At 66.4% G+C, this 26,003-nt stretch carries 26 protein-coding genes and 6 pseudogenes; 23 read left to right on the top strand and 9 right to left on the bottom strand.

Translation table 11 applies throughout. From position 1 onward, the window contains the following. Positions 1 to 68 precede the first annotated feature (68 nt). Complete coding sequence (gene grxB, locus C7T91_RS17810) at positions 69 to 713, bottom strand: glutaredoxin 2 (protein WP_108260414.1); 645 nt, start codon at positions 711 to 713, stop codon at positions 69 to 71. A 227-nt stretch (positions 714 to 940) separates the two neighbouring features. On the opposite strand from grxB, the gene C7T91_RS17805 reads away from it, so the two are divergent. Beyond that, positions 941 to 1,168, top strand: a complete 228-nt coding sequence (locus tag C7T91_RS17805; protein WP_108260413.1) for a hypothetical protein — start codon at positions 941 to 943, stop codon at positions 1,166 to 1,168. A gap of 215 nt (positions 1,169 to 1,383) precedes the next feature. Here C7T91_RS17805 and C7T91_RS17800 read toward each other — a convergent pair. The 3 genes and pseudogenes from C7T91_RS17800 to C7T91_RS36085 all read right to left on the bottom strand — a co-directional run. Next, a pseudogene (locus C7T91_RS17800) lies at positions 1,384 to 1,830 on the bottom strand (4Fe-4S dicluster domain-containing protein); the annotation flags it as partial. Positions 1,831 to 1,944: 114 nt separating this feature from the next. After that, a complete protein-coding gene (locus tag C7T91_RS17795) occupies positions 1,945 to 2,583 on the bottom strand; it encodes a lipocalin family protein (protein ID WP_236638309.1) in 639 nt (212 codons plus the stop codon). Further along, on the bottom strand, positions 2,538 to 3,524 hold the full coding sequence (locus tag C7T91_RS36085) for a hypothetical protein (RefSeq protein ID WP_236638308.1): 987 nt from the start codon (positions 3,522 to 3,524) through the stop codon (positions 2,538 to 2,540). Before C7T91_RS36085 ends, C7T91_RS17795 begins: the two co-directional genes overlap by 46 nt. Before the next feature lie 333 nt (positions 3,525 to 3,857). On the opposite strand from C7T91_RS36085, the gene C7T91_RS17790 reads away from it, so the two are divergent. From C7T91_RS17790 to C7T91_RS36075, 6 genes and pseudogenes are all read left to right on the top strand, one after another. Continuing rightward, positions 3,858 to 4,817, top strand: coding sequence for a metal ABC transporter solute-binding protein, Zn/Mn family (locus C7T91_RS17790; RefSeq protein ID WP_108260412.1), 960 nt, complete (start codon positions 3,858 to 3,860; stop codon positions 4,815 to 4,817). Beyond that, positions 4,817 to 5,623, top strand: a complete 807-nt coding sequence (locus C7T91_RS17785) for a metal ABC transporter ATP-binding protein (RefSeq protein WP_108260411.1) — start codon at positions 4,817 to 4,819, stop codon at positions 5,621 to 5,623. Before C7T91_RS17790 ends, C7T91_RS17785 begins: the two co-directional genes overlap by 1 nt. A 1-nt stretch (position 5,624) precedes the next feature. After that, positions 5,625 to 6,391, top strand: a pseudogene (locus tag C7T91_RS17780) (metal ABC transporter permease); the annotation flags it as partial. 36 nt (positions 6,392 to 6,427) lie between these two features. Next, positions 6,428 to 7,819: pseudogene (locus C7T91_RS39645) on the top strand (helix-turn-helix domain-containing protein); the annotation flags it as partial. 185 nt (positions 7,820 to 8,004) lie between these two features. Further along, the gene (locus tag C7T91_RS36080) at positions 8,005 to 8,592 is read left to right on the top strand and encodes a heme oxygenase-like domain-containing protein (RefSeq protein ID WP_236638307.1); all 588 of its coding nucleotides are present in this window, start codon (positions 8,005 to 8,007) and stop codon (positions 8,590 to 8,592) included. After that, positions 8,589 to 8,903: pseudogene (locus tag C7T91_RS36075) on the top strand (HWE histidine kinase domain-containing protein); the annotation flags it as partial. The gene C7T91_RS36080 and the pseudogene C7T91_RS36075, both read left to right, overlap by 4 nt. Positions 8,904 to 9,014: 111 nt before the next feature. Here C7T91_RS36075 and C7T91_RS17760 read toward each other — a convergent pair. After that, entirely contained in the window at positions 9,015 to 9,782 is a 768-nt protein-coding gene (locus C7T91_RS17760; protein ID WP_108260410.1) for an NAD kinase, read from the bottom strand. A gap of 181 nt (positions 9,783 to 9,963) precedes the next feature. Here C7T91_RS17760 and glyA point away from each other — a divergent pair, with 181 nt between their 5' ends. From glyA to C7T91_RS17740, 5 genes and pseudogenes are all read left to right on the top strand, one after another. Next, the gene (gene glyA, locus C7T91_RS17755) at positions 9,964 to 11,259 is read left to right on the top strand and encodes a serine hydroxymethyltransferase (RefSeq protein WP_108260409.1); all 1,296 of its coding nucleotides are present in this window, start codon (positions 9,964 to 9,966) and stop codon (positions 11,257 to 11,259) included. A 268-nt stretch (positions 11,260 to 11,527) separates the two neighbouring features. Beyond that, positions 11,528 to 12,400, top strand: coding sequence for a calcium-binding protein (locus C7T91_RS17750; protein ID WP_108260408.1), 873 nt, complete (start codon positions 11,528 to 11,530; stop codon positions 12,398 to 12,400). A gap of 36 nt (positions 12,401 to 12,436) precedes the next feature. Next, positions 12,437 to 12,673, top strand: a pseudogene (locus tag C7T91_RS37955) (universal stress protein); the annotation flags it as partial. Then, a complete protein-coding gene (locus C7T91_RS38550; RefSeq protein ID WP_407943315.1) occupies positions 12,653 to 13,228 on the top strand; it encodes a universal stress protein in 576 nt (191 codons plus the stop codon). The pseudogene C7T91_RS37955 and the gene C7T91_RS38550, both read left to right, overlap by 21 nt. Further along, positions 13,228 to 14,436 carry a proton-conducting transporter transmembrane domain-containing protein gene (locus C7T91_RS17740; protein ID WP_108260799.1) on the top strand — a complete coding sequence of 403 codons (1,209 nt, stop codon included), beginning with the start codon at positions 13,228 to 13,230 and terminating at the stop codon, positions 14,434 to 14,436. The genes C7T91_RS38550 and C7T91_RS17740 overlap by 1 nt, the downstream gene beginning before the upstream one ends. 660 nt (positions 14,437 to 15,096) lie before the next feature. Here C7T91_RS17740 and C7T91_RS17735 read toward each other — a convergent pair. From C7T91_RS17735 to C7T91_RS17725, 3 genes are all read right to left on the bottom strand, one after another. Beyond that, positions 15,097 to 16,149 carry a PIN domain-containing protein gene (locus C7T91_RS17735; RefSeq protein ID WP_161555974.1) on the bottom strand — a complete coding sequence of 351 codons (1,053 nt, stop codon included), beginning with the start codon at positions 16,147 to 16,149 and terminating at the stop codon, positions 15,097 to 15,099. 355 nt (positions 16,150 to 16,504) lie between these two features. Further along, on the bottom strand, positions 16,505 to 17,086 hold the full coding sequence (locus C7T91_RS17730) for a recombinase family protein (RefSeq protein WP_108260405.1): 582 nt from the start codon (positions 17,084 to 17,086) through the stop codon (positions 16,505 to 16,507). Positions 17,087 to 17,458: 372 nt separating this feature from the next. Further along, on the bottom strand, positions 17,459 to 18,172 hold the full coding sequence (locus C7T91_RS17725; protein WP_108260404.1) for a winged helix-turn-helix transcriptional regulator: 714 nt from the start codon (positions 18,170 to 18,172) through the stop codon (positions 17,459 to 17,461). Positions 18,173 to 18,248: 76 nt separating this feature from the next. On the opposite strand from C7T91_RS17725, the gene C7T91_RS17720 reads away from it, so the two are divergent. From C7T91_RS17720 to C7T91_RS17685, 8 genes and pseudogenes are all read left to right on the top strand, one after another. Continuing rightward, positions 18,249 to 18,674, top strand: a complete 426-nt coding sequence (locus C7T91_RS17720; protein ID WP_236638306.1) for a VOC family protein — start codon at positions 18,249 to 18,251, stop codon at positions 18,672 to 18,674. After that, positions 18,664 to 19,368 carry a glutathione S-transferase family protein gene (locus C7T91_RS17715; protein WP_108260402.1) on the top strand — a complete coding sequence of 235 codons (705 nt, stop codon included), beginning with the start codon at positions 18,664 to 18,666 and terminating at the stop codon, positions 19,366 to 19,368. Before C7T91_RS17720 ends, C7T91_RS17715 begins: the two co-directional genes overlap by 11 nt. A gap of 11 nt (positions 19,369 to 19,379) precedes the next feature. After that, complete coding sequence (locus C7T91_RS17710) at positions 19,380 to 19,733, top strand: DUF1428 domain-containing protein (RefSeq protein WP_095881172.1); 354 nt, start codon at positions 19,380 to 19,382, stop codon at positions 19,731 to 19,733. A 4-nt stretch (positions 19,734 to 19,737) separates the two neighbouring features. Continuing rightward, positions 19,738 to 20,391 carry a glutathione S-transferase family protein gene (locus tag C7T91_RS17705; RefSeq protein ID WP_108260401.1) on the top strand — a complete coding sequence of 218 codons (654 nt, stop codon included), beginning with the start codon at positions 19,738 to 19,740 and terminating at the stop codon, positions 20,389 to 20,391. 53 nt (positions 20,392 to 20,444) lie between these two features. Then, on the top strand, positions 20,445 to 21,365 hold the full coding sequence (locus tag C7T91_RS17700; protein WP_161555973.1) for an alpha/beta fold hydrolase: 921 nt from the start codon (positions 20,445 to 20,447) through the stop codon (positions 21,363 to 21,365). After that, a complete protein-coding gene (locus C7T91_RS17695) occupies positions 21,362 to 21,634 on the top strand; it encodes a VOC family protein (RefSeq protein ID WP_236638305.1) in 273 nt (90 codons plus the stop codon). The genes C7T91_RS17700 and C7T91_RS17695 overlap by 4 nt, the downstream gene beginning before the upstream one ends. A 13-nt stretch (positions 21,635 to 21,647) precedes the next feature. Continuing rightward, positions 21,648 to 22,829, top strand: a complete 1,182-nt coding sequence (locus C7T91_RS17690) for a tetratricopeptide repeat protein (protein ID WP_161555971.1) — start codon at positions 21,648 to 21,650, stop codon at positions 22,827 to 22,829. Then, positions 22,804 to 23,320: pseudogene (locus C7T91_RS17685) on the top strand (GHMP family kinase ATP-binding protein). Before C7T91_RS17690 ends, C7T91_RS17685 begins: the two are co-directional and overlap by 26 nt. 75 nt (positions 23,321 to 23,395) lie before the next feature. On the opposite strand, the gene C7T91_RS17680 reads toward C7T91_RS17685, so the two are convergent. Then, positions 23,396 to 24,397: a polyprenyl synthetase family protein gene (locus C7T91_RS17680; protein ID WP_108260398.1), complete on the bottom strand. Its 1,002-nt coding sequence runs from the start codon at positions 24,395 to 24,397 to the stop codon at positions 23,396 to 23,398. Between the two features lie 55 nt (positions 24,398 to 24,452). Here C7T91_RS17680 and C7T91_RS17675 point away from each other — a divergent pair, with 55 nt between their 5' ends. The 3 genes from C7T91_RS17675 (at position 24,453) to C7T91_RS17665 (ending at position 25,721) form a co-directional block, all read left to right on the top strand. Continuing rightward, a complete protein-coding gene (locus C7T91_RS17675) occupies positions 24,453 to 24,668 on the top strand; it encodes a putative signal transducing protein (RefSeq protein ID WP_108260397.1) in 216 nt (71 codons plus the stop codon). Positions 24,669 to 24,673: 5 nt separating this feature from the next. Then, positions 24,674 to 25,435 carry a tRNA1(Val) (adenine(37)-N6)-methyltransferase gene (locus C7T91_RS17670; RefSeq protein ID WP_108260396.1) on the top strand — a complete coding sequence of 254 codons (762 nt, stop codon included), beginning with the start codon at positions 24,674 to 24,676 and terminating at the stop codon, positions 25,433 to 25,435. A 118-nt stretch (positions 25,436 to 25,553) separates the two neighbouring features. Further along, positions 25,554 to 25,721, top strand: coding sequence for a YdcH family protein (locus tag C7T91_RS17665; protein ID WP_108260395.1), 168 nt, complete (start codon positions 25,554 to 25,556; stop codon positions 25,719 to 25,721). Positions 25,722 to 26,003: the final 282 nt, after the last annotated feature.

Raw genomic sequence — 26,003 nt, 5'->3', positions numbered from 1 at the left:
TGGTCCGACCCTAGAGCCCGCCGCCCCGCGTGTCCATCCGCGCAGCCGGGCCCCGGGCCGGAGCAGGATCAGATCGCGCGATCGTCATAGGAATGGGTGCCGCAAAGCGCCGTCACATGGTCGACATAGCTCCGCACCCAGTCCGGAAATGCCAGATCCTTGACCATGGTGAGATTGCGCAGCACCGGGTAGACCAGCACGTCGCCCATGCGCAGCCGGTCGCCGGGAAGCCCCATCTCGGGCATCGCCGCCAGCGCGGCCTCGACCTCGGCCTTGTGCGCCGCGGTTTCCTCCAGCGCTTCGCCGAAGCTGATGCCGATCGCGCCGGACTTGCGTTCGGTATAGTAGTCGACCGCCGATGGCGTGGCGAATTCGGGCAGGCCGATCTTCACGCTGCGCGGGAACAGCAGGCAGTTCATCGCGCGGTTCACCGAAGACAGCGCCTCGACCTGCGGCGCCACCTCGTCCCAAGGATCGAGCTGCGGCGCACCGGTGTCGACGCCATCGAGTTCCGCCACGATATCAAGGCTTTCGCCCATCGCCTTGCCATCTTCGAATTGCAGGATCGGGACCATCTTGGCGCCGATCAAGTCGTAATGCGCCCGCTCGTCGTCATTGAGCAGATAGACCTTTTCATGCGGCACGTTGCGCCAGCTCGCCACCATGTCGGCGCGGACGCAGAACGGGCAATGGTCATATTGGTAGAGTTTCATCGTTACGCTCCCCGGCTTGCGCCGGCTGTTACCGGATTCCGGCCGCGAAGCTGGCCTGTCCAGCGCCAGAACGCAACCCGCCCCGTCGCGGTTCCGCAAGCCGCGACCGTGCCGGGCGCAAGTACTGACAAGTTGCCTAAAATTATCAGCAACTTGGCGACACGACGATTTAAATTTGCGCTACTTTGCCGGCGAGGCGCGACTCGGGCAACGGGGGAGACAGACCGGTGAAAATCAATTCCGACACCAGTTCCTTCGCCCTTGCGAAGGCCTTGATGACGGCACAGCAGTTCCGCGCCGAGAAGGCGGCGAACAACGAGGCGGCGACGCAGATGCGGCGCGAATCGGAGCGCGTGGCCATCCTGTCGATCCAGCGCGCCTCGGCCGAGGAATTCTTCCTCAAGACGCAGGCCTACATGAAGGCCGCCAAGGCCGCGGCCGAATTCGGCAAGTGATCCGGGCGCCCGCCGCGCCTTGGGACGCCGGGGCCCGCTCCGCCGGGATCGCCGGGCATCCCGCCTTCCGGCGGCGACCGGTCCCATGCAGCGCCCCGCGCCCGCTCCGCCCCCGGAGGCAAGGGCTTCCCAGCCTCCCGGAAACGGAAAAGGTGCCTCCCGGCCGGGAGGCACCTTCGAAACTCCGCCAAGGGCCGCGCAAAGGCGGCCGCCGGTCACATGTTCGGGTAGTTCGGGCCGTCGCCGCCCTGGGGCGTGGTCCAGGTGATGTTCTGGCTCGGGTCCTTGATGTCGCAGGTCTTGCAGTGGACGCAGTTCTGGAAGTTCACCTGGAACTTCGTCTCCGCGCCCTCGCCGACGAATTCGTAGACCCCGGCCGGGCAGTAGCGTGCCGACGGGCCGGCATATTGCGGCAGGTTCACACGCACCGGCAGGTCCGGATCGGCCAGGCGCAGATGCGCGGGCTGGCTTTCCTCGTGGTTGGTGAAGGAGAAGGCCACGTTGGTCAGCCGGTCGAAGCTCAGCACGCCGTCGGGCTTCGGATAGTCGATCGGCTTGTGGTCCGCCGCCTTGCCGGTCGCCGCCGCGTCGGTCTTGCCGTGGCGCAGCGTGCCGAGGAGCGAGAAGCCCCAGGTGTTGGTCCACATGTCCATGCCGCCCAGTCCGCCCCGCCCCCGAGCCCGGCGGTCGCCAGGACCGGCAGCCGCGCGGGAGCATCGCGGTCGCGCAGCCCCGCCTCCAGCAGGTCCCAGGCCTGAGCGCAGAGACCGGAAAGCTCAGTCATAGCCGGTCATCTCCAGGTATCCGATGCCGCTGCGGCTGCCCGAGACCCGCACCGGGCCTTCCCAATAGGCGATGCCGGTGCCCATCCAGGCCTGCGGATTGACCGGCTCGGTGACGATCTCCAGCCCGCGCGACGGGATGCGGATCCGCCAGGACGTCGGCAGGCGCCGCGCGCCGATCCGGGTCCAGCCGAGCGGCTCCAGCGCAATCCGGCCGTCGGGGATGCTCTCGCTGCGCCCGTCCGCGCCGATCCAGGTGCCGGGCACATAGCCCGAGCCGCTGTCGCGCAGCCGGTAGACCATCAGCTTGTCGCCGCCGTCGAGATGCAGCGAAAACCAGTCCCAGCCGGTCTGGTCTTCATCGAGCGGCTGCGACGACCATTCGCGGTCGAGCCAGGCCTGCCCCGTCACCTCTTCGGCGCCCTCCGGCCAGCCGAGCCGCCCGGCGACGCGGTAGCCGGGCTGCGAGTAGTAGTAGCTCGCCTGCCCGCGCTCGTGCTTGACCGAATAGCCGCCATCGCCATGGAAGACGAGCGGGCCGTCCGCGGCAAGCTCCAGATCGTAGGACCAGCCCTCGCCCGCCGCCGTCAGGCCCAGCCGACCGAGCGCATCGGCACCGGGACGGCCGGCCATCTGCCAGTCGTCGATCCAGGCCTCGAAGGGCTCCGCCGTCGCGCCCGCCTCCCGCCCGCCAGCGTCGCCCCGAGCCCCGAAGCCGCCCGCGCATCGCCGTGGTTCAGCACCACGAAGACCTGCGCCACGAGGTTCTGCGCGCGGCTGAGGCCCGCGAGCAGGAAGAAGGTCGAGCAGGCCGGAAAGATCAGCGCATCGGCGGCCTTGAGATAGCCGAAAGCGGCCAGCACCGGCGCCGCAAGCGACACCAGCCGCGCCAGCCCCGCCAGAAGCGCGATCACCCGGCGGCCGTAATGGCTTTCCTCAGGGGCCGCCTCGTCCTCGGCCGGTGCCGGGGGCAGGATGTTGCGCCCGCGGTAGAACCCGGCGATCCGGTGCAGCGCGGCGGAGGCCAGGACGATGAAGATGAAGCCCAGATAGGCTTGCGACGTCTCGGAATAGCCGAGATCTTCGGTGGCCTGGCTCATCCCGGCAAAGAGCGACATCACCAGCACCAGGCCGGTCGAGGTCCGCCGCGCCGGGCCGGTGAGCCGCTCGGGGAGAATGCCGCCGGCAGCGGCCTGCTCCGAGCGCGCGCGCGGATAGATGCGCAGCACCAGCCAGGTGCCGAGGATCAGCGTCATCGCGAAGGTCGAGATGCCCGAGAGCAGCGACGAGCCGGTGGTGCCGAGGATCCCCGACATGCCGATGCCGGTCAGCGCCGCCACCAGGCCCAGCACCGGCAGCAGGAGCTGCAGCGCGACCCCCGCGGTCTCGGCCGCCAGCTTGGCCAGGCGGTTGCCGAGGAACTGGCTGAATTCCAGCAGCGCCTCGGTCCAGCGGCCCGACCGCCAGAGCAGCAGGAAGCCCGCCGCCGCGATCACGAGGCCAGAGGGCAGCGAGGACAGCCGGGCACCGCGGATTTCGGCGGAGCTGTAGAGTTCGGCGATCTCCTGGGGCACCGCGGCCGCCGTCCCGGCCCGCTGGTGGCGCAACGGGCAGGAGCGGGCGCCGCAGCCGCATTGGCTGGACACGCTGGCCGATCCGCCCCGCGGCGGTCCGGTCCGCGCCGAGATCCGCGCCATGGCGACGATGCTCTGGCAGGACCGCGCGCGCCTGCGCGCCTGAATTTTCCGGCGCCGGATCCGCCGGATTTCGCCAAAACCGCACAAATTGAAGGCATCCGTGGCGCGTTCGGATCTTTAATTGAGAATAAGTCGCAATTGCGTTGACGGAATTGAGAACCGTTCTCATATTCCCGATGCAACCCGAATACGCTCTGGGAGGAGCACCGCATGTCCCTGTCCCGTCGGCGCCTGCTAGCCGGAACCGCCGCCTTCGCCGCCTGTGCCGGACCGCTGCGCGCGGCCGCGCCGCTCCAGGCCGTGGCAAGCACCGGCATGATTGCAGATATCGCGCAGCGCCTCGGCGGCGGCACGATGGAGGTCCGGGCGCTGATGGGGGCGGGGGTCGATCCGCACAGCTACCGCCAGACCCGCAGCGACATCGTCGCCATGACCCGTGCCGGCATTGTCCTGGCCAACGGTCTCTACCTCGAGGCCCAGATGGAGGAATTCCTCGACGACCTGTCGCGCCGCGTGCCGGTGGCGCGGGTCGCCGAAGTGCTGCCGCGCGACCTTCTGATGCCCTATGGCGACCATGCCGACCGGTTCGATCCGCATGTCTGGATGGATCCGGAGCTCTGGGCAATGGTGGCCGAGGGCATGGCGGCAACCTTGGCCGCGGCACATCCGGACGCCGCCGAGGCGATCGGCGCCAATGCGGGCGCGGTGGCCGGGGACCTCGCGCGGCTGTCGGACTATGCCGCGGGCGTGCTGGGCTCGGTCCCCGGAGAATCGCGGGTGCTGGTCACCGCCCATGACGCCTTCGGCTATCTCGGCCGCGCCTTCGGCATGGAGGTCGTCGGCATCCAGGGGATCTCCACCGAGTCCGAGGCCGGGCTGAACCGCATCTCCGAACTGGTGGACCTGCTGGCCGAGCGCCGCATCCGCGCGGTCTTCGTCGAATCCTCGGTCTCCGACCGCAACATCCGCGCCCTGGTCGAGGGCGCCGCCGCGCGCGGCCACGAGGTCGCGGTGGGCGGCGAGCTGTTCTCCGACGCGATGGGGACGCCCGGCAGCTACGAGGGCACCTATCTGGGCATGATCGACCACAATGTCACCACCATCGCCCGCGCGCTCGGCGGCACCGCGCCGGAACGCGGCATGGACGGCAGGCTCGGGGGAGCAAGCTGATGATCGCCAAGCTCCGCCTCGCCGCCCGCAAGGGGCTGCGCACAGGTCCGGCACCGGTGACCGATTTTCCGATGGCCGTGCGCGGCCTGACCGTCAGCTATGGCGGCAAGCCGGCCGTCTTCTCGGTCGATGCGGCCTTCCATGCCGGGTCGATGACCGCGATCATCGGACCGAACGGGGCGGGCAAGTCGACCTTCCTCAAGGCCGCGCTCGGCATCGTGCCCGCGGTCTCGGGCAGCGTCACCGCCTATGGCCGCCCGCTGGCCGCGGCCCGCGCCCGCATTGCCTATGTGCCGCAGCGGGCCTCGGTCGACTGGGACTTCCCGGCGCGGGTACTCGACGTGGTGTTGATGGGGCTCTACCGCAAGCTGGGCCTGCTGCGCCCGGTGAGCCGCGCCGACCGCGCCTTCGCGATGGACTGCCTCGCCCGCGTCGGCATGGAGGGCTTCGCGGACCGCCAGATCGGCCAGCTCTCGGGCGGCCAGCAGCAGCGGGTCTTCCTCGCCCGGGCGCTGGCGCAGAAAGCCGATCTCTACCTGCTCGACGAACCCTTCGCGGGCGTCGATGCCGCGACCGAGCGGGCGATCATCGAGGTGCTGAAAGGGCTGAAGGCCGAGGGCCGCACCGTCGTCGCCGTGCATCACGACCTGGCCACGGTGGCGGATTACTTCGACCGGGTGCTTCTCTTGAATGTGCGCCGCATCGCCGAGGGCACGCTGGACGAGGCCTTCACCGCCGAGACGCTGCAGGCGGCCTATGGCGGGCGGCTGGCCATGGCGCATCTCGACCGGCTTGCCGCGGTCTGAAATGCTTGGGCTCGGCTACAACACCGCCCTGGTCACCTCCGGCGCGACGCTCCTGGGCATTTCCGCCGGCGTCACCGGCACGTTCCTCTACCTGCGCAAGCGCGCACTCGTGTCCGACGCGATCAGCCATGCGACCCTGCCGGGGATCGGGGTGGCCTTCATCGCAATGGTCTGGCTCGGCGGCGACGGCCGGAACCTGGCCGGCCTGCTGGCGGGATCTGCCGTCTCGGCCTGGATCGGGCTGCTTGCCGTGCAGTGGCTGACCCGGCGCACGCGGCTGGCCGAGGATGCCGCGATCGGCGCTGTGCTGTCGGTGTTCTTCGGCTTCGGCGTGGTGCTCCTGACCGTGATCCAGACGATGGAAGCCGGGCGGCAGGCCGGGCTCGACAGCCTCCTGCTCGGCTCCACCGCGGGGATGCTCAGGGGCGACGCGCTGCTGATCGCGGCAGGAGGCGCGCTGACCTTGGCGCTGGTCGCGGTGCTGCGCCGTCCGATGGAAATGGTCGCCTTCGACGAGGGCCATGCCGCGGCGATGGGGCTGAATGTCGGCCGGTCGATCTGGCGACCATGGCGCTGGTTCTGGCGGTAACCGTCGTCGGGCTGAAGATCGTCGGGCTGATCCTGATCGTGGCACTGCTGATCATCCCGCCGGTCGCGGCGCGGTTCTGGTCGGACCGCACCGGCCATGTGGCGCTGATCGCCGGGGCGTTCGGCGGGCTCGCGGGGCTTTCGGGCGCGCTGGTCTCGGCCTCGCCGGAAAGATCGCCGCCGATCTCCGCACCGGAGAGCGGTCCCGGCACCGCCATGATCCGCGCGTCGCCGCCGCGGAACCATCCGGCCCGGGCGGCGAGCTGCACCCAGGCCGGTGAGGTGGTAAAGCACGGCAGCCAAGCCGTGACTGGCTGCCCCGGATGGCCAGGGCCGAATTCCGCGGTGGCCGAGCGCAGGCAGAAGGCCGAGCGCGACGCCGAAGGCGAGCCCGGTCAGGAGCCCCGGCAGGGCCGCGGCGCGGCTGTCGCCGATCAGGTCAAGGAGACCCGATCTGTCCATTGCCTCGCTTGCCCCGAGCCACGACATTCACATGGGCGCATGCCAAGCCGCCGCCATCGGCGCACCGCGCGGGACTGTCTTCAGGCGGGGGTGGCAGGGCAAGGCTTGCTGCGGGATGTGCGCCTGTCCCGGGGCTCTGCCGGACACTGGGGCGGCGAGGGGAGTTGGCAGGATGTTACAGGACTTCGGCTGTCCTCCGGGCGCTGCGAGGCAGGGTGCCTCTGGGATGCCGTGGACAAGGGCCATGCCGGATCGCGGCGGCGTCCCGGGTCCGGTGCCGGTCCAGCCTGTCGCCGGCGAATGAGGGGCACAGGCTGTGTCTCACTAAATGGACAGATGATTCACCATTTGACACGGAGGCATTGCGTCGGCATGGTCCGGCCAAAGGGAGGCCGCATGGAACCGGAGCTGGGCGAAAAGACGGGCGCGGGCGCCGCCAAGGGAACGCAGACGCTGCTGCGCGGGCTCGAGATCCTGCGGCTGGTCTCCGAAGGCACCTGCGATGCCGGGGGCATCGGCCGGGCGCTCGGCGTGCCGCGCAGCACGGCGCACCGGCTGCTGGCCGGGCTGGTCTCCGCAGGCTATCTGCACCACCTGCCGAGCGTCCGGCCCAAGGAGGACGGCAGGCCGCCGGCGGACGTCGATCCCGGCGATCCCGTCGATCCCGTCGATCCTCCGGCACAGGATGCCGCCCCGCAAGACCCGTCCCCGCAGCCCGATCCGGAACCCCGGCCGATGTCCCGCGCCGCCAGCCGCAGCCGAAATGCCGAAGTGAACTTCAAGGGCGAGAAGCGCTCGAACGCGACGCATGCCTCGACCACCGACCCGGACGCGCGGCTCTACCGGAAATCGCCCGGCACCGGCGCGATGCTGTGCTTCATCGGCCATGCCGTCATGGAGAACCGCAGCGGGCTCGCAGTTCAGGGCGACCTGACCCGGGCCTGTGGCCGTGCCGAACGCCGGACGGCGCTTGACATGATGCATCGCCATTCGCCGGGATCGACCAGACGGCTGACACTAGGGGCCGACAAGGCCTATGACGCTGCCGGGTTCGTGGCTGATTGCAGGCAGGCCTGCATCACCCCGCATGTCGCGCAGAAAGCGCGGGTCTCGGCCATCGACGGACGCACCACGCGCGCGGCCGGGCCCGATCCCTGGGCCGCCGAGATCGACGCCGCGCCGCCCCCGGCCTGCCCCGATCCGGTGGGCGCGCAGAGAAACCGGCAGTAACACCGGAAAAACTTTCCGCCGGGCGGGAACTTTTTCCGCCCTCCGGCATTTTCGGCCTGATAACCTGAGAGAAGACCCTTGCGCAGGGACCTGGAAAGACAGTGACACAGCACGCAGCACCGATCGATGCCGCGGCAGACCCGGCCCAGGGTTTCCGCCACCAGCTGAGGGTCTCGACGCAGGTCCAGCACCAGCGCACCGAAACCGCCTTTGCCGCCTTCACCGAGGCGATGCCGGGCCGCCTGACCTGGTTCCTTGCCGCGCAGCGCGCCGGCTTGGCCGCGCTGCTTGAAAGCTGCGACGCGCCGGATCTGGCCAGCCGCCACATGATCGCCGATCTTCTGCGGCGGCTCGATGCCGATCTGGCCGGGCGCGGCGCACGGCACGAGGGCGTCGCCCCGGCCGGTCCGCTCGATCCGCTGGCGGTCGACTACATCGTGCTCGGCTCGCGGCTCGGCACCGAGGTGATGCGCCGCGCGCTGGCGCAGCGCCTCTCCCCGCAGGAGATGCCGACCTATTTCGCCGCGCCCGATGCCCGCCCGCTATGGAAGGCGCATTGCGCCGAGCTGGAGGAAATCTGGCCCGACAGCGACCGCGCGGGCCAGATCATCGCCGATGCGGAGCTCGGATTCGAGCTGTTCCAGCTGGCCGCCGGGGTCCAGGACACGGTGGCGGAGCGCGCGGCGTGAGCGGGGAACGGGGGGAGTTTCCGGACAGCCAGGCGGTGGACCTGACCAATTGCGACCGCGAGCCGATCCATCTGCTGGGCCGGGTGCAGTCCTATGGCGCGCTGGTGGCGCTGTCCTCGGACTGGATCGTGCAGCACGCCTCGGCCAATCTGGTGGATGTCCTCGGCATCGATGCCGGGGCGGCGCTGGGACGGCCGCTGTCCGAGCTGCTCTCGGCCGAAGGCTTCGCGCGTCTGCGCGGAAACCTGCGCGGCACCGGGCTGCAGGATGCGGCGGTGCGGCTCTTCGGGATCGAGCTGCGCGGCGGCGGCCGCAGCTACGATGTCAGCCTGCACCAGTCGGGCAGCCACCTGATCGCCGAATTCGAGCCGAAGCGCAGCGCGCGCGGCGATCGGGAGCGTCCGGCGCGGCCGGACCCGGCGTCAGACGAACTGCTCGCGCAGCAGCCGCTCCTCCAGCCCGTGGCCGGGATCGAACAGCAGCCGGTGGCGGATGTCGCCGCGGCTGCGGATGTCGACCGAGACCACGTTGCGCACCTGGCGGCTGTCGGCATCGGCCATCACCGGGCGCTTGGCGATCTCCAGCACCTCGAAGCGGACATGCGCCGTCTTCGGCAGGAGCGCCCCGCGCCAGCGCCGCGGCCGGAAGGCCGCCATCGCGGTCAGCGCCAGAACATCCGCCCCTATCGGCAGGATCGGACCGTGGGCTGAATAGTTGTAGGCGGTCGACCCGGCGGGCGTCGCCACCAGCGCGCCGTCGCAGACCAGCTCGTCGAGCCGCTCGCGCCCGTCGATCAGTATCCGCAGCTTGGCCGCCTGCGGACCGGCCCGCAAGAGCGACACCTCGTTGATGGCGAGCCGCCGGTGCTCTTCCCCGGCCTCGTCGATGGCGCGCATCTCCAGCGGGTTGATGACCTCTTCCTCGGCGCGCGACACCCGCTCGATCAGGTTGATCACCGAGAATTCGTTCATCAGGAAACCGACCGTGCCGCGGTTCATGCCGTAGACCGGCAGGCCCATGCCCTCGGTCTCGTGCAGCGTCGTCAGCATGAAGCCGTCTCCGCCGAGCGCGACCACCACATCGGCGCGGTCGATCGGCGTGTTTCCGTAGAAGCGGGACAATTCCTGCAGCGCTGCCTGGGCAACCGGCGAGGTGCTGGCGCGGAACGCGATTTTAAGGTCCTTCGTCACTCGGCACCCCCGGTATCTGCCCTTCCGTCATCGCGCGCGCGACGGCGAAACTCAAGTCCCGGCACCTGCGACAGACCGCATCCGGACGTTTTGCCCGCAGGGGGCTTTGCTCCGGACCGGATCGGAGATAAAGACGCGCATCCCAACCAGCCCGTGCCCGACCGCAGAGGGAGAGACGACCATGAACGCACCGCAACGCGACGAGGGGTTCTTCACCGAGACCCTGGCAGACCGTGACCCCGACCTGTTCGGCGCCATCACCAAGGAGCTGGGCCGCCAGCGCGACGAGATCGAACTGATCGCGTCGGAGAACATCGTCTCCAAGGCGGTGATGGAAGCCCAGGGCTCCATCATGACCAACAAATATGCCGAAGGCTACCCGGGCCGCCGCTACTATGGCGGCTGCCAGTATGTCGACATCGCCGAGAACCTGGCGATCGACCGCGCCAAGGAACTCTTCGGCTGCGACTTCGCCAACGTGCAGCCGAACTCCGGCAGCCAGGCCAACCAGGGCGTGTTCCAGGCGCTGATCCAGCCCGGCGACACCATCCTCGGCATGAGCCTCGACGCGGGCGGCCACCTGACCCACGGCGCCAAGCCGAACCAGTCGGGCAAGTGGTTCAACGCGGTCCAGTACGGCGTCAACCGCCAGACCCAGATGATCGACTATGACGAGGTCGCGGCCCTGGCCAAAGAACACCAGCCGAAGCTGGTGATCGCGGGCGGCTCGGCCATCCCGCGCCAGATCGACTTCGCCAAGATGCGCGAGATCGCCGACAGCGTCGGTGCCTGGCTGATGGTCGACATGGCGCATTTCGCCGGCCTCGTCGCAGGCGGCCAGCACCCGTCGCCCTTCCCCTATGCCGACGTGGCCACCACCACGACGCACAAGACCCTGCGCGGCCCGCGCGGCGGCATGATCCTCACCAACAACGAGGAGATCGCCAAGAAGGTCAACTCGGCGATCTTCCCGGGCATCCAGGGCGGTCCGCTGATGCACGTGATCGCGGCCAAGGCCGTGGCCTTCGGCGAGGCGCTGAAGCCCGGCTTCAAGGACTACGCCGCCCAGGTCGTGGCCAACGCCCAGGCGCTGGCCGACCAGCTGATGAAGGGCGGTCTCGACACCGTCACCAACGGCACCGACACCCATGTCGTTCTCGTCGACCTGCGTCCGAAGGGCGTGAAGGGCAACGCGACCGAGAAGGCGCTCGGCCGCGCGCACATCACCTGCAACAAGAACGGCGTCCCCTTCGATCCGGAGAAGCCGATGGTCACTTCGGGCGTGCGCCTCGGCTCCCCGGCCGGCACCACCCGCGGATTCGGCGAAGCCGAGTTCCGCCTGATCGCCGACCTGATCGTCGAGGTGGTCGACGGGCTTGCCGCGAACGGCGAAGAGGGCAATGGCGAGGTCGAGGCCGCGGTCAAGGCGAAGGTCGCCGATCTCTGCGCGCGCTTCCCGATCTACCAGGAACTCTGATCCGGGCCGCATTGCGGCAGAAAGCGTTCGGACGGGCCCCTACGGGGCCCGTTTTTCTTTGGCGCCACAGCTCCGGCGCAGCGCCGCCCGGTTTCCGCCCCAATTCGAACACCCTTCTAACACATTGGTTTTACTTGTGATTTTTTCCGGCCGGGCGTGAAAATTCAGGTCTTGTTCAGACCCTCGGGTGCATAAGCCTGCTTGTGACGGACACAGAAGGTCGTGGGGGCCGGGTCCGCTCAGCGCAGCATTCAACCGGGTGGTACACATGAACAATCTCTTCGCTTCCATCGAATGGCAGTCGGTCCCCGCAACCTCCGAGGCCGCACCGGCCGTCCTGGTATCCACCGCCGGGATCGACTTCGGCAGTACCGCGGGCCTGGCCCTCGCCGTCGAAGCTCCGGCCGCTCCGGCGATCCTCGGCACCGACCGCAACGACCGCCTCCAGGGCCGCGCCGCGTCCGAGACCATCGAGGCAGGCGACGGCAATGACCGCGTCCATGGCGGCGACGGCGACGACACGATCCTCGGCTCCTGGGGCAACGACACGCTGCTGGGCGGCGACGGCAGCGACTCGCTGCACGGCTCCTGGGGCGAGGACATGATCCGCGGCGGCAACGGCGACGACATCCTGTCGGGCAGCCACGGCGCAGACTGGCTCTCGGGCGACCGCGGCAACGACACCGTCCATGGCGGCTGGGACGACGACCGCCTCTACGGCCGCCTCGGCAACGACCTGCTCGACGGCGGCGGCGAGAACGACCTGATCCAGGGCAACCAGGGCCACGACACCCTGCTGGGCGACACCGGCATGGACACGCTGCGCGGCGGCGGCGGCAATGACGTGCTCGAGGGCGGCGCCGATGCCGACGAGCTCTGGGGCGACCGCGGCCACGACACCATGACCGGCGGCTTCGGCGCCGACACCTTCGTCTTCGCCCGCGCCCCGCAGGGCCATGACGTGATCACCGATTTCAATGCAGACGAGGACGTGCTGCGCATGCATGCCTCGAACCAGGGCTTCGCGCTGGAGATCGTCGGCTTCGACACGGTGCTGAGCTACGGCCCCGACATGCAGAGCAGCCTCACCCTGGAATGGGTGCATCTGAGCGAAGCCGACCTGACCATCGAGTGGTTCTGATCCGCCCCCGGCGGGGCGCCCCCGGGGCGCCCGCCGACGGAGGCCGCCGCCGCGGACCGGGCTGGCGCCCGGCTGGAGAAGATGGCCGCGCCGCTGCGCGCGCGCGCGATCGAGGTCCGCACGGCCGTGCTGAGCGGCCCGCCGGTGGAGGAGATCTCCCGCCATGTCATGGGACAGGACTACGACCTGGTGCTCAAGGGCGCGCAGCGGCCGCGCTCGGGCGCCTTCCTCGGCGATCCCGACATCCAGCTCCTGCGCAGCTGTCCGGCGCCGGTCTGGATCCTGAACGTCGCCGCCGGGGCGCGGGCCCGCCGCATCCTCGCCGCCGTCGATCCCGATCCCGACAATCCCGAGCGCGACGCGCTCAACCGCGAGATCATGGAACAGGCCACGTCTCTGGCGGTCCGCGACGGCGCCTGGCTCGACGTGATGAATGTCTGGCAGCTGCCCGAAGAGCACACGCTGCGCCGCGCCCGCGCCTGCGTCCCGGAAGACGAGATCGAGGCGCTGCTGCGGAGCACCGAGCAGCGCAGCAACTGGCGGCTCCAGCAGCTCGCCGCGGAATTCAGCGGCCGCTGCAGCATGATGCGGGTGATCCACCTGAAGGGAAAACCCTGCGAGACGATCCTCGAACATGTGGAGACCGACGGCATCGACACGATCGTGATGGGCACCTGCGCGCGCACCGGCGTTGCCGGCTTCCTTCTGGGCAACACCGCCGAGACCGTGGTCAAGCAGGTGCCCTGCTCGGTGCTGACCGTGAAATCCGGGAACTTCGTCCCGCCTGCCGCCGTTCACGGCGACATGGAGTGCCAGTCCGACAGATGATGAACGAGTCCAATGACGCGCGCCGGTCCGGCAACGGCGCGGCCGGCATCCTGCCGGTGCTGTTCGCCGCCGCGCTCTTCGCGTGGTTCTGTTCCTTCCTCCCCGCCGTCTCGGGCGGCGCCGTGCTGCGCGCCGAATTCGGCTGGGTGCCGAGCCAGGGCATCGCGATGGCCTTCCTGCTCGACGGGCTGTCGCTGACCTTCGCGCTGCTGATCAGCGGGATCGGCACGCTGGTGCTGCTCTATTCGGACAGCTACCTCGCCGGGCATCCGCAATACGGCCGCTTCGCGCTCTACCTCACCGCCTTCATGCTGGCGATGCTGGGGCTGGTGCTGGCCGACGACCTGATCGGGCTCTTCGTCTTCTGGGAGCTGACGACCTTCACCTCCTACCTGCTGATCGGCTTCTCGCATGAAAGCGCGAAGAGCCGCCGCAACGCGCTTCAGGCACTGTTCGTCACCGGCGCGGGCGGGCTCGCCTTCCTCGCCGGGCTGATCCTGATGGGCATGGCCGCCGGCACGACCAGCATCTCGGGGATCCTCGCCGCGGACGCGCTGCGCGGCCATGCGCTCTACCTGCCGGTCCTTGTGCTGGTCTTCGCCGGCGCGCTGACCAAATCGGCGCAGGTGCCGTTCCACTTCTGGCTGCCGAACGCCATGGCGGCACCGACCCCGGTCTCGGCCTTCCTGCATTCGGCGACCATGGTGAAGGCGGGGATCTACATCCTCGCGCGGCTGCATCCGGCGCTGTCGGGCACCGGGCCGTGGTTCTGGACGCTGACCATCCTCGGCGCCGCGACGGCGGTCTTCGCCAGCCTGCAGGCGCTGCGCCAGAGCGACCTGAAACAGGTCCTGGCCTGGACCACGCTGATGGCGCTCGGCACGCTGACGCTGTTTCTGGCGCAGGACAGCCGCTATGCGCTGACCGGCTTCGCGACCTTCCTCGTGGTGCATTCCCTCTACAAGGCGTCGCTGTTCCTCGCCGTCGGCAATGTCGACAAGGCCACCGGCACGCGCGAGAGCGCCCGGCTCGGCTCTCTGGCGCGGGCGATGCCGGCGACCGCCGCCGCCGCCGCGCTGCAATTGCTTATCGATTTTGACGTCGAACTTGGGCTGATAGCGTTCAGGACAGCCGTGAATGGTCGCACGCTCTCGACGTCCACCTGCTTCAGGTCGTTGCGAGGTATGCGCAGGCAGAGCCCCATATGAAACGTAATCGCAAGATCCAGGTTCGGGAACTGCTCCTGCGAGTAGAGGTTCGTCGGGTTCGTAATTACCCACCACCGGCCATCGCTCGCGTGTATGTCCCAGACCGAATGTGTATGCCCGATAACAGACTCGGCGTAGACTTTTTGTGCAAACCTGACTTCTGTGCCTTCCGGTGACTGCCCGAGAAAGTAGTCGATTACTTCTTGCTTTTCTTCGTCTGTATATTTCAGCATTCGGTTTCTCCGCTATGGGCATATGATACCGCTCTGGATTTCGAGGAGGTAGAGGGACAGGTCAAAGACGGAATGACTTGCGAGTTCCTTTTGTAGTATGGCTCGGGGCGATCCTGCCGCGCCGCGGCATACTGCACGCCCAAGTGAGCAGGGGTTGCCCGGCAAAGACAGCCCTGTGCAGCCGTTCAAGCCTGACGCGAGAGACGACAGGTTCCTGGCAACAGCCTCCCTTCACTCCACCTTTCAGCAAGTAGACACAGCCGTATTTTCGCTATCCGGCCATCTCTGCCGAACGCGCAACCTTAGAGAATGACTTTTCGAGAAACGGCTCTTGACCGGTTTGTGCGGTGCACTTTCGTCCCTTCCGTATCATGGCCGAAACCCGAAGCCGATGAGAAGGAATAAAAACCTCATGCGCAAGAAGCTTCTATTGGTAGATGTCATCCTCGATCTCGTTAAGCACCTTCAGGGTGGCGCCACCTAACTCTCCACTCGTGGGGTCGTAGGTAGCCATGATCTCAAATTCTACTACCGCCTCAGTTTCTACGCTTACAACATGATCATTCCAATCGCTCCCCGACATGGTTTCAGAGTGCTCTGAGAAGTACTCCCACTTATCCATGTATCCGTCAAAAAGGCATTCAGAATCACCCCGTATGCGGACCATGTATTGATCTCCGATGAGGGCATAATGCACGTCCAGATTTTCTGGATTTCCATACATCGTAATAGTAACATCATTGCTGAATGGCAGCCCCTCCAGCCCATACATCGTTTTATATGGCAGCTCTTTTCCGATCACTCTTTCGGCAAAATTTTCGACGTCAATATCGAGCTTTGAATCAGTCCAAGGCTTCCATCCATCGAGATGTGGCAGAACATGTCTCTCAAGAAGAGACTGTCGACCTGTAAAGCCCAGAATAGATACCTCATCAGGTAGATCCGACTTCAGTTCTGGATGGAGAACAAACGTTTCTTTCGTCTTCTCATGGGCAAAGTCCGACGTGTTGCTCGTAACGAAAACATGCGGTCCATCGGCTGGATCTACTCCTTCCACTATAGATTTCCATATCAGAAAATCCTTATGACCTTCACCGTTTTCCTTATAGGGTTTTTTGTTGGAGTAACCGCCAATAACTAAGTCCTTTGTCGTTGCGTCAGGATAAGGCAGGACGTCCACCCCTACATCTTCCAGCAACTCCTCAAGAAATGCATTGAAACTATCTGCCTCTTCATCAAACGAAATTTCGGAACTCTCAAGCGTTACAAACCGAGCAACCTGTCGCTCTGCCTTGGTTAGCGAGACCAATGCCGCAGAAAGTCCCTGCTGATAGTTTCCTCGCACTTCATCAAGGACCACTTCAGGCACGGCGATATCAAAACCTGCGAATTTACATGTTCTTAGGAATGCTTGAGCGCCAGCCGGCCTGAAGTATTGAGCATCTATGAAAACATTTGTGTCGAGAAAAATCGTGGGCACGCCTTGCTCCAGTCTAAGCAGAATTACGAATCATGCACGAGGGTTGCACGAGGTGGAAGAAGTCTATCGGTGATGAAACATCCCGGTAACGAACTTATTTTTTTGATTGATACGTTCTTGGCCGCTTTCTGAAAACCTCACATTGCCCCCCAGTTAGCATCGATCCGGATGGGTTCGGAGGCGGAAATCGCTGTGCTTGCGGTAGCTTTTGCGAAATGAGCTCTACAGTGCAGCGTCCACTTTATTGCGCATCCCTGCCGTTCGTCCAGGTCGCAGCGAACGGCAGTTTTCCGCCCATCTTGCCCACGGCAGACTCCGTGCCGTCGCTGGAAGAGTTGGAAGGGACCGTCGACCATTAACGTTTCGGCCCCTGCCGCGCCAGCGTGCGATAGACGGTTGGCCGCGACACAGAGAAGAGCTCGGCCAAGTCCGACACCGAATACTCCCCAGTTGCGTGCATCCGTGTTAACTCCGCCGCCTGCCGGTCGGAGAGCTTTGGCTTCTTGCCCCTCAGCTTCCCTTTGACGCGGGCCACCGCCATGCCCTCGCGGGTGCGAAGCCGGTTTAGGTCGGCTTCGAACTCGGCGAAGGTCGCCAGCACGTTGAAGAACATCCGTCCCACCGGATCGGCCGGGTCGTAGACCGTGCTTCCTAGCGCGAGGCGCACCCCGCGCTCAGCTAGCCCGTCGGCGATGTCGCGCGCGTCCGGCACTGAGCGCGCCAGCCGGTCGAGCTTGGGAACAACCAGCGTGTCGCCCGCGCGCACGGCAGCCAACGCCTGAGCTAGTCCAGGCCGGTCGCGGTTGCGCCCGGTGAGTCCGTGGTCGGTGTAAATGCGATCAGGGGCAACGCCGAGGGATTCCAGGTCCGCACGCTGCGCGGCGAGATCCTGAGCGGCAATAGAACAGCGGGCATAGCCGATGCGAAGGTCTGTCATAGGAAAAATGTAACGTAAGAGGCCCGCTCAGCGATAAACAAATCGTACCAATCTATCGAGACAGTGTTTCCCCAGCAGCAGCGGAGGCCAGATGCGAGTTCAAAACCGTCCGGTAAAGGATCCCCTTACGGACGCGAGTACGCCGATTACCGGGACAGCACGATCATGCCGCGACTGCGGGACGTCTAGCGGAAAGGGCGGGTAGCGGCCGTTCGCTGCGTCCTGGACGAACGGCAGCGATGCGCAGGTCGCGGTCGGCGTGCGAGCTCGCCCTGGATGACCGGTGCATGCCGAAGTCAGCCAATGACACCGGTGCTTTGGGGAGCGGAGGCAGATTTGACAGAGGCCAGGTCAACCAGGCGACAGGCTTTGTCAGTCTTCTTCCAGTCGAGGGCGGGCCACGTTCGCCTGGGCCTTCGGGAGGTTGAAGAGCGCGACGAAGTCTCGGCACAGCGCGGCATCACCGTAAACCTGTACGCCAACGGTCTCTGGCGCCACGTCTCCGTAGAAGACAGCCGCGAGCGGCGGCGCGGCTTGCGCTTTGAAGCGGAGGTCGGGCCGTTCCGCCGCGCCGCGTTCCACCGGCATGGCGCCGTCATCCAATCGTGCGGTGAACTGCGTCGTCCCGATTTCAAAGACTATGACCAGGGTCGTGCCGCGTGCGGCTGCCGTATCCAGCATGGTGCGCAATGACAGCATGAAGGAGACAGGGGAAAGCGGCAGCGTCGGGTCGTGCAATGGCGATGCGGCGGCCCAGCGACCGATCGCCTGCAGGATCGGCTCGGCCGCGTATCCCCACTCGGTCAGGCCATAGAGCTGCGCCGGAGCTGGCTCGGGTGCGGTGGAACGAACGACGACACCATTGGCCTCGAGGCCGGCAAGGCGTTCTGTCAGCACCTTGGCGCTGATCCCAGGCAGATCTGCGCGGATGCCACTGAAACGGCGTGGCCCGAACATGAGTTCCCGCACGATCAGCATCGCCCAGCGTTCGCCGAGAAGTTCAAGCCCGAAGGCAGTGCCGCAGGCATCTGCATACCACCGTCCGTGGGGGGATTTCGCCGACATGGTTACTTTTTGTTTCTTCATAGTTGCTTTTTGTAATCTCGTGCCGCTACGCTGTCCATAATTACGATACGGCAAGGGAGGAATGGCAATGCCGCAAATGATCTTCGTGAACCTGCCGGTCGCGGACCTGAGGCGATCTGTCGAATTTTACGAGGCCATCGGCTTTTCCCTGGACCCGCGGTTCAGCAACGACCAGGCGGCCAGCATGGTCCTGTCGGACACCATTTGCGTGATGCTGCTGACCCATGAGTTCTGGGCAACTTTTACGGATCGTCGCCGCGTCGATCCGACGCAGGAGGCGCAGGTGCTGCTTTGCATCAGCCGTGAAGACAGGGCAGCCGTTGATGCCATTACTGAAGCGGCGGTTTCTGCCGGAGGCATGGCCAACCCATGCCCGGCGCAGGACCACGGCTTCATGTATGGACGCAGTTTTGCGGATCCCGATGGCCATATCTGGGAGCCCATGTGGATGAGCGCCGAGGCCGTCGAGAATGGTCCGGCGGAGGTGTCCAATGCCGGTTGATCCCGAAGCCGCCATCACCATCACCGCCTACGACTGGGTGCCGGACTTTGCCCAAGGACAGGTCCGTGACCTGCGGGTTCGATGGGCACTTGAGGAAACGGGCCAGAACTACGCCGTTCGCTATCTCTCACAAGGGCAACAGAAGGAAGCCGCGCACCGCGCGCTGCAACCGTTCGGCCAGGTTCCGACCTACGAGGAAGGTGATCTCACGCTGTTCGAAAGCGGGGCGATCGTCTGGCATATCGCAGAGCGGTTCCCGGGTCTGCGGCCGACGGAGCCAGCGGGTCAGAGCTTGTCGCTGGAATGGCTGTTTGCCGCGCTGAACACTCTGGAGCCGCCGATCATGGATCGGGCACAGATGACGATTTTTGAAGTGGCCGAGCCCTGGGCCAAGCCGCGACTTCCCGGCGTCGATGAGCGGATCAACGAACGCCTGCAGGAAGCGTCCGATCGCCTCGGCACAGCTGAATGGTTCGGCGGCGGTTTCTCCGCCGGCGACTTGATGATGGTCAGCGTTCTGCGGATCATCGAAGACGAGGGGCTCGTCGAAGCCTTCCCCAACCTCGCCGACTATGTCGCGCGTGCCACCGAACGGCCGGCCTTCCAACAGGCCCTGACCGATCAGCTTGCTGGCTTCACGGGCAATCCGCCGCCCGGCTTCGATGAATGGATGGCGGAGCTTAAAAGGAAATAAGGAGAAATCGCATGACCTATGTAGCCGGATTTCTGACCCCCGTGCCGAACGGGAACAAGCAGGCCTACATCGAAAGTGCCCGCAAGGCTTGGCCGCTCTTCAAGGAATATGGGGCCCTGCAAATCATGGAGACCTGGGGCGACCAGGTCCCCGCGGGCGAGCACACCGATTTCAGGCGGGCCGTCGCGTTGGAAGACGGCGAGACGGTCTGTTTCTCGTGGATGATCTGGCCCGACAAGGAAAGCCACGACAGGTGCGGCGCCAGCATGGCAACCGATCCGCGCTGGCAGGAAATGGACATGCCCTTCGATGGCAAGCGCATGATGTGGGGCAGCTTCACGCCGATCTTCGAAGACACGGCCTGACGCCATGAACCAGACGGCACCAGAGCAGCTGACGATCTGGACCTTCGACTGGGTGCCGGAGGGGCCGCGGGGCTATGTGCGTGACCTGCGGCTTCGCTGGGCCTGCGAAGAGGCCGGGCTGAGCTATCGCGTGGGCTCCGTGCCCTTCGAGGATCGCGGGGCAGAGCATCTTGCCATGCAGCCTTTCGGGCAGGTGCCTTACTTGACGGACGGGGATGTCAGCCTGTTCGAAAGTGGTGCCTGTCTGCTGCACCTCTCGGAGAAGAGCGAAGCGCTCATGCCGCAGGAGAGGATGCTGCGGGCGAAAACCTTGTCCTGGATCCTGTCGGCCCTGAACTCTGTCGAGATGGTCAGCGTGCCCTGGTGGTTCGTCGGACTGTCGTCCCCGCCGGAGAACCCCTTGGAGGGCTGGCTGCGGGCCCGTCTTGCTGTGCTGGAAGACGTCCTGACGGCGCGCGACTGGCTGGTGAATGATCGCTTCACCGCGGCGGATTTGATTCTGGCCGACGTCCTGCGTCCGCCCTGGGTTCGTGGGATCGGCCACTATCCCGCAACCGATGCCTACATCGAGCGGATTTGTGCGCGGCCGGCGTTTGCCAGGGCACATGCGGACCAGATCGCGCATTTCTCCAGGGCCGACGAGACCCGCGAGGCATGAACGGCAGCTTGCCGTTCCCAGGGGAAGACCACAACGCATGGGAGGAGGAAATGATGAACCTGACTTCGACTTCACGCTCCTGCAAGGGGGCCATGCAGGCCTCGGTCCTTGTCGGAGCGATGGCCACGCCCGCGCTGGCGCAGGATACCGAGGGCCGAGCCATGTCCGGGGACCTCGGGATCTATTATCAGGTACACGGCGATCTCGGCTCCGGTACGGTGCCAATTCTCGTGCTCCATGGCGGCATGGGCACCATCGAAGCGGACTTCGGTGCCCTCTTGCCGTCCCTCGCCGCAAGGCGCCCGGTGATCGGGGTGGAACAACAGGGCCATGGGCGGACCGGCGGACGTGACACGCCGGTCACCTTGGCGGCAATGCGCGCAGACACCCTGGCCGTGCTGGACGCGCTCGACGTCGAGCGGGTTCACGTCGTGGGCTTTTCTATGGGCGGCATGCTGGCGCTGGATCTGGGAGTTTTCGCGCCAGAGCGCCTTGCCACGCTGACCGCGATCTCGGCCAGCCAGAACCTCGACGGGATGCATCGGGCCATCGCGGAGATGAACCGGAACCCACAGGCCTCGCCTTCACCGGAGGCGCTGAAGCTGCTGCCGAGCGAAGAGGACTTCGCCCGCATGCGTGCGGGTTTCGCCGACAACCCGGATGGCCCGGAGCAGTTCCAGCGCACCTTTGCGCAGCTGCAGGCCTTCATTGTCACCGACTGGGGCTGGAGTGACGAGGAGCTTGCCACGCTCGCGGTTCCGACCCTGCTCGCCCTCGGCGACACCGACTTCATCCCGGTCGACCATGCTGCGCATATGGCGGCGCTCATAGGGGCACAGCTGGCGGTTCTGCCGGACACCACACATCTCTCGATCACGAGCCGCTCGGACTGGCTGTTGCCCCTTATCGACCACCGGATCACCACGGCCGGAACCGGCGATGCTGCCTTTGACCGTAAATGGGACAGGCCATGACGGAGCGCAAGGCCGCCGTATTCCTCTGGTTCGACACCGAGGCCGAAGCCGCTGCCGAGTTCTATGCGGTAACCTTTCCGGACAGCCATGTGGACCGGATTGTGCGATTGCGGGGCGAGACGCCGAGCGGGCCTGCGGGCAGCGTTCAGGTGGTTGAGATGACGCTGCTGGGCTTGCCCTATGCATTGCTCAATGCCGGTCCGCAAGTGCGGCCCAACGATGCCTACTCGCTCCAGGTCTACACCGACGATCAGGCCGAGACGGACTGAACTGATGCGGTGGATGCCCCATCCAACGGTGCTCTCGGGCGAGAGCGAGGGACCGCTGCCGCTGTCGGGGCGCGGGCTGCGTCTGCGCGCCGAGGTGCAGAGCCAGCTTGGCCACACCGAACAGGCGCTGGCGCTGCTCGCAGAGGCCTATGACGGCGCGGTCGCGCCGCAGATGGCCGATCTGGTCGCCAAGCTCGAGGCCGGGGAGGCGGTGCCGCCGAGCATCTCCAGCGCCCGCGAAGGCATCGCCGAGGCGTTCTACACCATGGCGCAGGTGCTCTATGGCCAGGCGGGCAACAGCCTGTCGCTGGTCTATGCCCAGGCCGCCCGCGACCTGAATCCGGAGAATGTCGACGCGCTGCTGATGGTGGCGAGCATCTTCGACGAGCAGGGCAATTACGATCTTGCCAGCGATCTCTACGACAAGGTGCCGCGCGAGCATCCCGCCTTCCTGCAGGCCGAGTTCGGCCGCGCCAATGCGCTGCGCTATGCCGACCGCAAGGATGCGGCGATCGAGGTGCTGAACCAGCTGTCGAAATCCTATCCGGATCTCGTCGAGGTTCAGGTCTCGCTGGGCGATGCGCTGACCTCGGACGAGCGCTGGGAGGCCGCCCGCGTGGCCTATGACAAGGCGGTGGAGCTGATCGAGGAGCCGGGACAGGGCGATTGGCAGATCTTCTATGCGCGCGGCATCACGCTGGAGCGGCTCAAGGAATGGCCGGAGGCCGAGGCCGATTTCCGCCGCGCGCTGGAGCTGTCCCCGGACGAGCCGCGGGTGCTGAACTATCTGGGCTATTCGCTCGTCGAGCGCCGCGAGAACCTCGACGAGGCGCTCGACATGATCCGCCTGGCCGCGGAGCAGCGCCCCGATGACGGCTACATTTCCGACAGCCTGGGCTGGGTCTACTACCGGCTCGGCCGCTACGAGGAGGCCGTCGCGCCGATGGAGCACGCGGCCGAGATCATGGCGATCGATCCGGTGATCAACGACCATCTGGGCGATGTCTACTGGGCGGTGGGGCGCAAGCTCGAGGCGCAGTTCATGTGGCGCCGGGCGCTGAGTTTCACCGAGTACGGCAGTTCCAACGAAGAAGTCGATCCCGACCGGATCCGGCGCAAGCTGGAAGTCGGCCTGGACAAGGTGCTGGCCGAGGAAGGGGCGGAGCCGCTTGGAACCAACAGCGAAGGCAACTGAGGCCGCTCCGGCCAAGATCAACCTGGCGCTCCATGTCACGGGGCGCCGCGAGGACGGCTACCACCTGCTCGACAGCCTGGTGGCCTTTGCCGCCATCGAAGACAGCGTCACGGTCGAGCCTGCGGCGGAGATGTCGCTGCGGGTGACCGGTCCGCGCGCCGCCGGCGTGCCGGAAGATGACCGCAACCTGGTCTGGAAGGCCGCCGAATTCGCCGGGGCGCCGCCTGTGGCCATCACCCTCGAAAAGCGCCTGCCGGCCGCGGCGGGGATCGGCGGCGGCTCGTCGGATGCGGCGGCCAGCCCTCGCGCCGGTGATCGGCGACGTGCTGGCGGCGCTGGCGCGCCAGCCGGGCTGCATGCTGTCGCGGATGTCGGGATCGGGGGCGACCTGCTTCGGCCTGTTCCTGTCGGCGGAGGCGGCGCAATGCGCCGCTGCCCTCTTGTCGCGGGCCCAGCCGCGCTGGTGGGTCGAGAGCGGCAAGCTCCTATAGCTGCACGGTTTTCCGTCCGCTGAAACGCGAAACGCGCCCCCGAGGGCGCGCTTCGGCATTCGCAACGGGCGCCGGTCAGATCACCCGTTCGACCACGTAATCGGCCAGATCGTGCAGCACGTCGCGCAGCTCCGACGGCGGCAGCTCCAGGATCGCGGCCTTGGCCTTCCCGGCCCAGTCGATCGCGGTCGCGCGGGTCGAATCCAGCGTTCCGTGCTTTGCCAGCAGCGCCAGCGCCTGTTCGAGGTCGCCCTCTTCCTGGCGGCCGCGCTCGATGGTGCGCTTCCAGAAATCCCGCTCGGTCTCGTCCGCGGCGGCGATCGCCCGAATCACCGGCAGGGTCAGCTTGCGCTCGCGGAAGTCGTCGCCGATGTTCTTGCCGATTCCGTCGCCCGCGCCGCCGTAATCCAGAAAATCGTCGACAATCTGGAAGCAGATTCCCAGCGCATCGCCATAGCCGTAGAGCGCCTTCACCTGCGCTTCGGGGGCGCCCGCGATGACGCCGCCGACCTCGCAGGCCGCCGAGAACAGCGCCGCGGTCTTGCCGCGGATCACGTTCAGGTAGATCTCCTCGCTGGTGGCCAGGTTCGAGGCGGCGGTCAGCTGCAGCACCTCGCCCTCGGCGATCACCGCGGAGGCGTCGGACAGGATCTCCAGCACCCGCAGGTTGCCGGGCTCGACCATCAGCCGGAAGGAGCGGGCGAAGAGATAGTCGCCGACCAGCACCGAGGACTTGTTGTCCCAGAGCAGGTTGGCGGTGGGCCGTCCGCGCCGCTGGCTGCTTTCGTCGACCACGTCGTCATGCAGCAGCGTCGCGGTGTGGATGAACTCCACCGTCGCGGCCAGCTTGACATGGTCCGTGCCCTCGTATCCGCAGAGCCGCGCGGCGGCCAGCGTCAGCATCGGCCGCAGCCGCTTGCCGCCCGCCTCGACCAGATGCGCGGTCACTTCGGGGATGCGCGGGGCATGTTCCGAGGCCATGCGTTCGCGGATCAGGACGCCGACGGCCTCCATGTCGCCGGCCAGAATGCTGGCCAGCTGCTCGTGTGGTTTCACTGCCGCGTCGTCCAATCCCATCACGCTTCCGTCAATACTCTCGACATCTTTGCCGGGTAATTTTTAACTGCCTGACATGAGAGAGCTTTTGCGCACGACCGATCCTACGATCATTGCCTTCGCCACCGCCCTTCTCGATGGGGAGGGTATAGACTGCTTCCCGATGGACGTCCACATGAGCGTTCTCGAAGGGTCGATCGGCGTCTTGCCAAGACGTCTCATGGTGCGGGACGTCGATTACGCGCATGCCGCCATCGTCCTGCGAGACAACGAGATAGTTCCGAGCGAATGAGAGACATGGACGAGATCGAGCTGACACATGACGCGTTTCTCGGAGGTCAGGTCTATGCCTGGCAGCCGAAGGCGGGGTTCCGCACCGGCGTGGATGCCGTGCTTCTGGCGGCGGCGGTGCCGGCGCAGCCCGGCCAGTTCGTGCTGGAGCTCGGCTGCGGCGCGGCGGTCGCCTCGCTCTGCCTGCACCGCCGGGTGAAGGAGCTCTGGCTCTGCGGCGTCGAGGTCCAGCCGGACTATGCCGCCCTGGCGCGGCGCAATTCCGCCGAGAGCGCGACCGAGCTGGTGGTGGTGGAGGCCGACCTGATGCGGCTGCCCGAAGAGGTGCGCAATCTCGACTTCGACCATGTCATGATGAACCCGCCCTATTTCAGCCGCGAGGAGGGCAGCCGCTCGGACAATGCCGGGCGCGACATCGCCCGGGCGGGCGAGACGCGGCTGGCCGACTGGGTCGAGGTGGCGACGCGCAGGCTGCGCCCCGGTGGGGTGATGACCATGATCCAGCGGATCGAGCGGCTGCCCGAAGTGCTCTGCGCGCTGGACCACCGGCTGGGGGCTGTGCAGGTCCTGCCGATCGCGCCGCGCGGCGGCGCCCCCGCAGGATTGTTTCTCCTGAGGGCGGTAAAAGGACGGAAAACGCCATTCCAGCTGCGCCCGGCTTTGGTAATGCACAAAGGCATGCGGCATGGTGACGCATGGGACGGCTATTCGGCACCGATCGAGGCGGTGCTCCGCGATGGTCAGGCGCTTGTCGGCTTTGCAGATTAAAGGTTTTGTAACGCCTGGGCGCCAGCGTGCCGATCCGGGGCCATCACCAAAGCGGGACGTGACATGAATCGCCGCCTGTGCTGGTCTCGGGAAGTGTAGTCAAGAGAGGAGACGACATATGAGCCTGACGATCCATATCCAGGAACTTCAGAAGAAGCACCGAACTCTCTCGGCAATGGTGGAAGAGGCGCAGCGCAGCCCAGGCGTCAGCGACCACGACATCGCCCGCATGAAGAAGCAGAAGCTGCATCTCAAGGAGGAGATCGAGCGTCTGAGCCGCGGCTGATCCGCAGCGCCTGGTTCCGGTTCGTCCGGACATGACAGAACGTCCGGGATCCGTGCCGCGCCGCTCAGGTTCGGCATGGGTTCCCCAAGGTCCGCAAGGCGGCCCGCATTTTCACCGAGAACCGATTGGACTGCATTGTGCGGCCGGGCATGTCCCCGGTCGGTGTCTGCCTCCGGATGTCCGAAGGTTGACCCGCTGCGGATCCGAGACAGCGGCCGGACACGGAAAAGGGGTCCGCCTTTCGGACGGACCCCACCCACCTGGCCTGGAATGGACCACACT

Source organism: Mangrovicoccus ximenensis, from assembly GCF_003056725.1.
In the GTDB taxonomy this organism is placed as follows: Bacteria; Pseudomonadota; Alphaproteobacteria; order Rhodobacterales; family Rhodobacteraceae; genus Mangrovicoccus; species Mangrovicoccus ximenensis.
Note: the sequence above shows the minus strand (reverse complement) of the source record. Positions and strands in the feature narration are given on the sequence as shown.